Origin of the sequence: Paracoccus marinaquae (assembly GCF_018860165.1) — a bacterium.
In the GTDB taxonomy this organism is placed as follows: Bacteria; Pseudomonadota; Alphaproteobacteria; order Rhodobacterales; family Rhodobacteraceae; genus Paracoccus; species Paracoccus marinaquae.
Genome location: NZ_JAHKNG010000128.1, coordinates 1 through 1,076 on the forward strand (window position 1 = coordinate 1; position 1,076 = coordinate 1,076).

Below are 1,076 nucleotides of genomic sequence, written 5' to 3' on the forward strand. Positions count from 1 at the left end.
CCGTGTTGCATGGATCGTTTCTGCATCGTAAGCGGTTGGCCGGTTTGACAACAGGATGGCGGGATGCCTTTCAAGCACAACGCGGCGCGGCGGGATAAGTTTGCGAAGGTAAACTACCGGGTAACGAATTGGGCTGAATACAATAAGGCGCTCCGCCAACGCGGTGACGTGACGGTCTGGATCAGCGAAGATGCGGTGCGCGGGTGGTACGCACCGCGCTCGGGAAAGCGCGGCGGGCAGCGTAGATATTCCGACCTGGCAATTGAAACCTGCCTGATTCTGCGCGTCGTTTTCGGCCTGCCGCTTCGGCAGACCCAGGGGTTCGTGCGGAGCTTGCTGCGGCTCATCGACCTCGCCGTTCCCGTTCCGGATTTCTCCACGCTCTGCCGTCGCGCCCAATCGCTGCAGGCCACGCCGTGTGATCGGCCAACCAGTGGTCCGATGCCGCTGATTGTCGATAGTACAGGGTTGCGGGTTCACGGCGGTCGCGGCTGGATGCAGGAGAAGCACGGGCTGCCGAAGACCCGAAGAACATGGCGCAAGCTGCATATCGGCCTCGATCCGGAGAGCGGCGAGATTGTCGCGTCCTGCCTGACGACCGAGCATGTCGGAGACCCCGGCGCTCTGCCCTATCTCCTGGCCGAGGTGGTCAGCCCGGTCCGCCGGTTCATCGGCGACGGGGCCTATGATGGTGCACCAACCGCCGCGACGATCCGGGAAGCTTTGGGGCCGGATGTCGAGTTGATCATCCCGCCGCCGAAGAATGCCGTCCCAGGCGAGGGCCCGAGCCGCAACGCCCATATCGACATGATCGCCGCACACGGTCGTATCGCTTGGCAAAAGGCCACCGGCTATGGCCAGAGATCACGCGGCGAAGCTCAGATCGGGCGCTACAAGGCGGTCATCGGACCGAAGCTGCGCGACCGCAGAATGGAGACACAGACGACCGAAACACAGATCGCCGTCAAAGCCCTGAACCGCATGACCCGTCTCGGGCGTGCGGTCTATGAGCGTGCCGCCTGAAACCATGGGGAAAGGGGGCAGTCTGTCCCAAAACTTATTCACGCAACACGGTC

At 62.9% G+C, this 1,076-nt stretch carries 1 protein-coding gene; it reads left to right on the forward strand.

Annotation, left to right across the window (positions count from 1 at the left end; translation table 11 throughout):
* Positions 1-63 precede the first annotated feature (63 nt).
* Positions 64-1,023, forward strand: coding sequence for an IS5 family transposase (locus tag KNW02_RS20625; protein ID WP_216035044.1), 960 nt, complete (start codon positions 64-66; stop codon positions 1,021-1,023).
* Positions 1,024-1,076 lie beyond the last annotated feature (53 nt).

What these genes read in the sequence shown, in the direction of transcription:
- KNW02_RS20625 (WP_216035044.1), top strand. Translation starts at nt 64, where the DNA reads ATGCCTTTCAAGCACAACGCGGCGCGGCGGGATAAGTTTGCGAAGGTA.